Source organism: Streptomyces sp. adm13(2018) (assembly GCF_008042145.1).
In the GTDB taxonomy this organism is placed as follows: domain Bacteria; phylum Actinomycetota; class Actinomycetes; order Streptomycetales; family Streptomycetaceae; genus Streptomyces.
Genome location: NZ_RDBH01000129.1, coordinates 1,863,130 through 1,870,629, shown reverse-complemented (window position 1 = coordinate 1,870,629; position 7,500 = coordinate 1,863,130). Strand labels below are relative to the sequence as shown.

Below are 7,500 nucleotides of genomic sequence, written 5' to 3'. Positions count from 1 at the left end.
CTGGGTGCCGGCGGGGCGACCGTGGAGACGGTGCTCACCGAGGAGAACGTGGTTCCGGGCGGTGTCGTCCAGGGTGAGGTCCGCATTCAGGGCGGCAGCGTCGACCAGCAGATCGAGGGCCTCTCGGTCGGCCTGCAGGCGCGGGTCGAGGTCGAGGGCGGCGACCAGGAGCACAAGCAGGACATCGAGTTCGTCAAGGTCCGGCTGGGCGGTGCCTTCGAGGTGAAGGCCGGCGCGGTGCACGTGGTGCCGTTCGGTCTGGAGATCCCGTGGGAGACCCCGGTGACGTCCGTCTCGGGTCAGCAGCTCCGGGGCATGAACATCGGTGTGACGACCGAGCTGGAGATCGCCCGTGCCGTGGACTCCGGTGACCTCGACCCGGTCAACGTGCACCCGCTGCCGGCGCAGCAGGCGATCCTCGACGCCTTCCTCCAGCTGGGCTTCCGCTTCAAGAGCGCGGACATGGAGCGCGGTCACATCCGCGGCACGCGGCAGAAGCTGCCCTTCTACCAGGAGATCGAGTTCTTCGCGCCGCAGCAGTACCGGGGTCTGAACCAGGTCGAGGTCAGCTTCGTCGCGGACGACCGCGAGATGGACGTCGTCCTGGAGATGGACAAGAAGCCGGGTCTGTTCGGTGAGGGCAGCGACTCGTTCCGCGCGTTCAAGGTGGGTCTGCACGACTTCCACTCCACCGACTGGGCGGCCTACCTGAACCAGTGGCTCGCCGAGGTCGGCGGCCGTCGCAACTGGCTCTAGGCTCGGCCCGAAGGGCTGCTGAGGCAGTACGGACGAGACGGAGGTTTCCACGTGTCCGAGGGCAAGAGGGCGCCGCTCCCCCATGACTTCCACCCGCCGGTGGCGGCGTTCACCGTGGTGAGCGACGACATCGCGCCGGGCGGGGTCCTGAAGGACGCCCAGGTGTACGCGGAGGGGAACACCTCGCCGCACCTGCGCTGGGAGGGGTTCCCGGCGGAGACGAAGAGCTTCGCCGTGACCTGCTTCGATCCGGACGCCCCGACGGGCAGCGGGTTCTGGCACTGGGTGCTGTTCGACATCCCGGCGTCGGTGACCGAGCTGCCGGCCGGTGCCGGGTCGGGGTCGTTCGCGGGGCTGCCGGACGGGGCGGTGCACGTCCGCAACGACTACGGTTCGAAGGACTTCGGCGGTGCCGCTCCCCCGGCGGGCGAGGAGCACCGGTACGTGTTCACGGTGTACGCGGTGGACAGCGAGAAGCTCGGTCCGGACAGCGACGTGTCGCCGGCGGCGGTGGGGTTCAACCTGCGGTTCCACACGCTCGGGCGGGCCCAGCTGGTCGGTGAGTACACGGCTCCCACGACGGGCTGATCGTTCGTTTGTTGTTTGCCCGCTTCTGGTCTTGGAGAGATCAGAAGCGGGCATCTTTTGTTGCGCGGGAAAATATTGCGTTGTCCGACCCCGGCCGGCCCGGCCATCGTTGATCCAGGCTTCACCGCCCCGCTCCGGGGCCGGGCCTGCACACGGGAGGTGGGCACAATGCGGGACACGCTGGTACTCAACGCGAGCTTCGAGCCGCTGTCGACGGTCTCTCTCAACCGTGCGGTGGTGCTTGTCCTGACGGACAAGGCCGTCGTCGAGCACGCCCATCCCGATCTCCGGGTCCGCGGTGCGGCCGTCGATCTCCCGGTGCCGCGGGTGATCAGGCTCTGCCGCTACGTACGGGTGCCGTTCCGAAGACAGGCTCCGTGGTCGAGGAGGGGGGTGCTGGTGCGGGACCAGCACCGGTGCGCGTACTGCGGGCGGCGGGCGACGACGGTCGACCACGTGGTGCCGCGTGCCCAGGGGGGTGGGGACAGCTGGCTGAACACGGTCGCCTCCTGCGCCGAGGACAACCACCGCAAGGCGGCGCGGACGCCGGAGCAGGCGGGGATGCCGCTGCTGTTCCAGCCGTTCGAGCCGACGCCGGCGGACGCGATGCTGCTGGCGATGCGGGCGAGCGAGCGGGCGGACCTCCCGGAGTGGCTCTCGAAGGCCGCCGCGTGACGCGGTCCCGTGGGCGTGGCCCCCGGGTGTGAGCTTCGTACGGAGGGGGTCTCTTCCTGAGGGTACTGAGATGTTTCACTTCCCCTCGTTCCCTCCACATGCCCTATGTGTTCAGGCATGGGTGACAGCCCATGACGACTGCCGGGTTTCCCCATTCGGAAACCCCCGGATCAAAGCCTGGTTGACGGCTCCCCGGGGACTATCGTGGCCTCCCACGTCCTTCATCGGTTCCTGGTGCCAAGGCATCCACCGTGCGCCCTTAAAAACTTGGCCACAGATGCTCGCGTCCACTGTGTAGTTCTCAAACAACGACCAGCCACCCACCACCCCACCCGACAAGCAGGTGAGTTCACTGGGGCCGGAATCTTGAAGGACGACCAGCCGGCCGTACCCTCAGACACCCAACAACGTGCCAAGCACAGTCCGTTTCCAGAATCCCGTTTTCCACGCCGAAGCAGTACTCACGATTCACCGGATCAAGACTGTGCCAACTAATCAACGTTCCACCCATGAGCTGACCGTGCAGAACGTTTGCCTGCAATCGGTACTGTGCTCCTTAGAAAGGAGGTGATCCAGCCGCACCTTCCGGTACGGCTACCTTGTTACGACTTCGTCCCAATCGCCAGTCCCACCTTCGACAGCTCCCTCCCACAAGGGGTTGGGCCACCGGCTTCGGGTGTTACCGACTTTCGTGACGTGACGGGCGGTGTGTACAAGGCCCGGGAACGTATTCACCGCAGCAATGCTGATCTGCGATTACTAGCAACTCCGACTTCATGGGGTTCAACCAGCTCCCATGCGGAAGCCGGTGTTATCCGGTATTAGACCCCGTTTCCAGGGCTTGTCCCAGAGTGAAGGGCAGATTGCCCACGTGTTACTCACCCGTTCGCCACTAATCCACCCCGAAGGGCTTCATCGTTCGACTTGCATGTGTTAAGCACGCCGCCAGCGTTCGTCCTGAGCCAGGATCAAACTCTCCGTGAATGTTTACCCGTAATCGGGTGACACTCGCGTTGAGCGGGACGGTCATGCCGGAATGTGGCCGACCGTCCACAGCGTCCTCGCTGTGTATGTTGCCCACCGACCACAAGGGCCGGCAGGACTTTCAAAGGAACCCTGCCATCCGAAGATGGACGGGGTATCAACTAATCTGGCGTTGATTTTTGGCACGCTGTTGAGTTCTCAAGGAACGGACGCTTCCTTTGTACTCACCCTCTCGGGCTTTCCTCCGGGCTTCCCTTCGGTATTTCGTGTTTCCAGCCTAGCAGACCCGATTTCTCGTTTCCGCCACCCGCTGGAGGGGGTTTACCGGGCAGGAATTCACTTTCGTGCTTTCCGTTCCCGGCGGGGTTGAACGTTACCAGGCTTTCTCGGCCCCCCCGACCACGTCCCTGCGAGCACGCAGAGGTGTAGACCACTGGGGTTAGGATCTGGCTTGATAGGTGCTGCCGACCCGCGACACAAAGCCGCTTTGAGGTCAGGCAGGAGTACGACAGTACATCCCACCGTCAGTAGAGGCAAATCGTTTCCGGTAGTCCCTAGCTCCGCCCAACTGGTACGTCTCGTGCGGAACCGGGACTTCTTATGACTTACGCTTCTGAACAGTACGCCGTCCAGGACAGGTAGTGACGGCGCCACACAATCTCCGCCCCTGGGAGGCTTCCCATGACAACCGTGACGTCGCCGCTTGCCGGACGCGCCATCGGTCTCGCCGCAGTTCCCGACCCGGTCTTCTCCGGTGCGATGGTCGGGCCCGGCACCGCCATCGATCCCGTACGTGAGGCCTCGGAGGCCGTCTCCCCCATCGACGGGGTCATCGTCTCCATGCACCCGCACGCCTTCGTCGTCGTCGACGGCGAGGGCCACGGGGTGCTGACCCACCTCGGGATCGACACCGTTCAGCTCAACGGCGAGGGCTTCGAGCTCCTCGTCGGCAAGGGTGACACCGTCACGCGCGGCCAGGCCGTCGTGCGATGGAACCCCGCCGCGGTCGAGGCCGCCGGCAAGTCCCCCATCTGTCCCGTCGTGGCCCTGGAGGCCACCGCGGACTCGCTCTCCCACGTCGTCGAGGACGGCGACGTGAAGGCCGGCGACCAGCTCTTCGGCTGGAGCTGAGCCGGATCGTCCCCGTGACGACCGCGAGTTCGACATTCATCGCGGCGGCAGGTGCCGCCGCTCTATGGGAGACGGGTGAGATGGAGACAACGCTGCGAGGCGTCGGCGTCAGCCACGGTGTGGCGATCGGCGAGGTCCGGCACATGGGCACGGCGGTTCTCGAACCGCCGGCCAAGCAGATCCCGGCGGACGAGGCGGAGCGCGAACAGGGGCGCGCCCGTCAGGCCGTCGAGGCTGTCGCCGCCGACCTCAATGCGCGCGGCAACCTGGCGGGCGGCGAGGCCCAGCACGTGCTGGAGGCCCAGGCGATGATCGCCCAGGACCCCGAGCTCATCGCCGACGTGGACCGTCGCATCGCCGTGGGCAGCACGGCCGAGCGCGGTATCTACGACGCCTTCTCGCACTACCGCGAGCTGCTCGCCGGGGCCGGCGAGTACATGGCCGGACGGGTCGCCGWCCTCGACGACGTCCGGAACCGGATCGTGGCGCGCCTTCTCGGTGTGCCGATGCCGGGCGTGCCGGACAGCGACGAGCCGTACGTGCTGATCGCGCGGGACCTGGCGCCGGCCGACACCGCGCTGCTCGACCCCGCGCTGGTGCTCGGCTTCGTGACCGAGGAGGGCGGACCGACCAGCCACAGCGCCATCCTCGCGCGGGCGCTGGGTGTGCCGGCCATCGTCGCGCTGCCGGGCGCGGGTGAGCTCGCCGAGGGCACGATGATCGCGGTCGACGGTTCGACCGGTGAGATCTTCGTGGACCCGAGCGAGGAGAAGAAGGCGGAGCTGACCAAGGCGGCCGCCGCGCGCAAGGCCGCGCTGGCGACGTCCAGCGGTCCTGGCGCCACCTCGGACGGTCACAAGGTGCCGCTGCTCGCCAACGTGGGCGGTCCGGCGGACGTCCCCGCGGCGGTGGAGGCCGGTGCCGAGGGCGTCGGCCTGTTCCGTACGGAGTTCCTCTTCCTGGACGACAGTCAGAAGGCTCCGTCCGAGGAGAAGCAGGTCGAGGCGTACCGCCAGGTGCTGGAGGCGTTCCCCGAGGGCCGGGTGGTCGTACGGGTGCTCGACGCCGGTGCGGACAAGCCGCTGGACTTCCTGACTCCGGCCGACGAGCCGAACCCGGCGCTCGGCGTGCGGGGGCTGCGCTCGCTCCTGGACCACCCGGACGTCCTGCGGACCCAGCTGACCGCGCTCGCGAAGGCGGCGGAGGGTCTGCCGGTGTGGCTCGAGGTCATGGCTCCGATGGTGGCCGACCGTACGGACGCGAAGGCCTTCGCCGACGCGTGCCGCGAGGCGGGGCTGCGGGCGAAGTTCGGTGCGATGGTCGAGATTCCCTCGGCCGCGCTGCGGGCCCGCTCGATCCTCCAGGAGGTCGAGTTCCTCTCGCTCGGTACCAACGACCTGGCGCAGTACACCTTCGCGGCGGACCGTCAGGTCGGCGCGGTGTCGCGGCTCCAGGACCCCTGGCAGCCGGCGCTGCTCGACCTGGTGGCGCTGTCCGCCGAGGCGGCGAAGGCCGAGGGGAAGAGCTGCGGCGTCTGCGGCGAGGCCGCGGCCGACCCGCTGCTCGCGTGTGTGCTGACCGGCCTGGGGGTCACCTCCCTCTCCATGGGTGCGGCGTCGATTCCGTACGTGCGGGCGACGCTGGCCAAGTACACGCTGGCGCAGTGCGAGCGTGCGGCTGCCGCGGCGCGTGCCGCGGACACGGCGCACGAGGCGCGCGTGGCCGCTCAGGCGGTGCTGTCCGGGGAGTGATGTCCCGGCTGTGAGCGACGAAGGGGCTTTCCGTCACGGAGGTGGCGGGGAGCCCCTTCGGCGTGGACGGGGTCAGTGGTGGGTGGTCCAGTCGTCGTCGGGGTCGGGGGTCACGGGGAAGCCGGCCAGGTGGTCGACTCCCGGTTCCGGGGAGAGGGGTTCTCCGGTGCGGGCGTCGGTGCAGTAGGCGGCGAAGACCTCGGCCTCGGTGAGGGGGGTGAGGGTGCCGCCGGTGAGGCGCCAGCCGTGCAGGCGGTCGCGCGCGCCGGGCCGGGTGGTGCGCAGGACGAGTCCGCCGGGTGCTCCGAGGGCGATGCCGGCGGCGAGGACCGCGGTGAACTCGGCCGCGGCGGCGTCCTCGACGTCCGTGTGCGGGCTGCCGCCGTCGGCGTGGAGGACGGCGAGGAGTCGGTCGTCGGCGGCCGGGACGCTGCAGACGAGGTGGTGGGTGCCGGTCCCGGCGGCTTCCAGGAGCCGGGCGAGGAGTCGGGCGGCACGCTCGAAGGAGGCCCTGCCGATGTCCTTGCCGCAGGTGGCGCAGTCGCCCGCGGTGGCGAGGACCGTGGTGGCGTACTCCCAGGTGGCGTGGCGGACGGCGGTGTCGACCAGCTCGGGCAGGAGGGTACTGAGGGGCTGCCCGGTGTAGGTGACGCGGGCGCCGGTGGCCGCGAGGTGGGCGGTGAAGCGGCTGCGGCTGGTGGGGTGGTCGGGGTCCAGAGCCGTCTCCGCGCAGTAGGCCGCGAACTCCTCGGGGTCGAAGAGGGTGACGGTGGTGTGGCCGCCGCGGGCGGCGAGGCTCCTCAGGAGGGCCTCGGCGTGGCGGAGGTAGGTGGTGTGGTCGTCGAAGGCGAAGGTGCGGTACCGGCGCATGGCCGTGAAGTCGTGCTCGTCGGCGAGGAGGCCGACGGTGCTGGGGACTTCACGGCGCAGGGCGCGCCGGAGCTCCGCGGTGGTGGTGCCGGTCCGTGTCATGTCTCCCCCTGGGTACGGTCCGATCAGTGCTCACTCACCGTAACCTTCGCCACTGACAGTGACGGTTGGGGGAGGCGTCGGCGGACGAGGCGGTTCTGGGCCGCGGTGGTGGCGACGAGGGTGGCGCCGAGGAGGGGCCAGGCCAGGGGGCCGGCGGAGACGAGGCCGGTCATCACGAGGGGGCCGACGAAGCGCTGGGTGGACTGGGCGAGGCCGTGGACGCCGAGGTATGCGCCCTGGGCGTCGTCGGGGGCGAGGGCGACGGAGATCTCCCAGGAGGCGATGGTGTGGATCATCTCCGCGAAGGTGAGGGCGACGGCCGCGGTGAGGAGGGCGGCGACGGCGAGGTTCCGGCCGCCGAGGGCGGAGACCGCGAGGGCGAGGGTGCCGACGGCGAAGAGGACCGCGAGGGGGACGAGCAGGCGGCGGGCGGCCTCGGTGGAGGAGCCGAAGCGGGAGAGCGGGACCTGGAAGATCACCACCAGGGCGCTGTTGGCGACCATCAGGAGCGGGGCGAGGCCGACGGGGGCCTCGGTGGCGTGGACGATCCAGAGCGGCAGGGCGACCTGGAGGATCGAGTCGTGGAGGTAGAAGACGGAGTCCGCGGCGGTGAAGCCGAGGAATCCCCGGTCGCGCCAGGGGG

At 69.0% G+C, this 7,500-nt stretch carries 6 protein-coding genes, 1 pseudogene and 2 other annotated features (1 of these 9 only partly in view); of the genes and pseudogenes, 5 read left to right on the top strand and 2 right to left on the bottom strand.

Going from position 1 to position 7,500, the window contains the following annotated elements; translation table 11 throughout:
- The 5 genes from EAO70_RS25390 to ptsP form a co-directional block, all read left to right on the top strand.
- A protein-coding gene (locus EAO70_RS25390) for a sporulation protein (protein ID WP_148005061.1) crosses the window boundary here: on the top strand, nt 1-756 show its 3' portion. The gene continues 27 nt to the left of window position 1, outside the view; the window shows 756 of its 783 coding nt (coding positions 28-783); the start codon falls outside the window, past its left edge; it ends in the stop codon at nt 754-756.
- A 51-nt stretch (nt 757-807) separates the two neighbouring features.
- A complete protein-coding gene (locus EAO70_RS25385) occupies nt 808-1,344 on the top strand; it encodes a YbhB/YbcL family Raf kinase inhibitor-like protein (RefSeq protein ID WP_148005060.1) in 537 nt (178 codons plus the stop codon).
- Between the two features lie 168 nt (nt 1,345-1,512).
- Nucleotides 1,513-2,019, top strand: a complete 507-nt coding sequence (locus EAO70_RS25380; RefSeq protein ID WP_148005059.1) for an HNH endonuclease — start codon at nt 1,513-1,515, stop codon at nt 2,017-2,019.
- A 39-nt stretch (nt 2,020-2,058) separates the two neighbouring features.
- Nucleotides 2,059-2,247: a sequence feature (23S ribosomal RNA rRNA prediction is too short), on the bottom strand.
- 332 nt (nt 2,248-2,579) lie between these two features.
- Nucleotides 2,580-3,003 (bottom strand) — a sequence feature (16S ribosomal RNA rRNA prediction is too short).
- Between the two features lie 681 nt (nt 3,004-3,684).
- Nucleotides 3,685-4,134: a PTS glucose transporter subunit IIA gene (locus EAO70_RS25370; RefSeq protein ID WP_148005057.1), complete on the top strand. Its 450-nt coding sequence runs from the start codon at nt 3,685-3,687 to the stop codon at nt 4,132-4,134.
- A gap of 80 nt (nt 4,135-4,214) precedes the next feature.
- Entirely contained in the window at nt 4,215-5,885 is a 1,671-nt protein-coding gene (gene ptsP / locus EAO70_RS25365) for a phosphoenolpyruvate--protein phosphotransferase (RefSeq protein WP_148005056.1), read from the top strand.
- A 72-nt stretch (nt 5,886-5,957) separates the two neighbouring features.
- On the opposite strand, the gene EAO70_RS25360 is transcribed toward ptsP, so the two are convergent.
- A complete protein-coding gene (locus EAO70_RS25360; RefSeq protein WP_148005055.1) occupies nt 5,958-6,857 on the bottom strand; it encodes a hypothetical protein in 900 nt (299 codons plus the stop codon).
- Between the two features lie 23 nt (nt 6,858-6,880).
- Nucleotides 6,881-7,500 (bottom strand): annotated as a pseudogene (locus EAO70_RS38130) (MFS transporter); the annotation flags it as partial.

What these genes read in the sequence shown, in the direction of transcription:
- EAO70_RS25370 (WP_148005057.1), top strand. Translation starts at nt 3,685, where the DNA reads ATGACAACCGTGACGTCGCCGCTTGCCGGACGCGCCATCGGTCTCGCC.
- EAO70_RS25380 (WP_148005059.1), top strand. Translation starts at nt 1,513, where the DNA reads ATGCGGGACACGCTGGTACTCAACGCGAGCTTCGAGCCGCTGTCGACG.
- EAO70_RS25360 (WP_148005055.1), bottom strand. Translation starts at nt 6,857, where the DNA reads ATGACACGGACCGGCACCACCACCGCGGAGCTCCGGCGCGCCCTGCGC.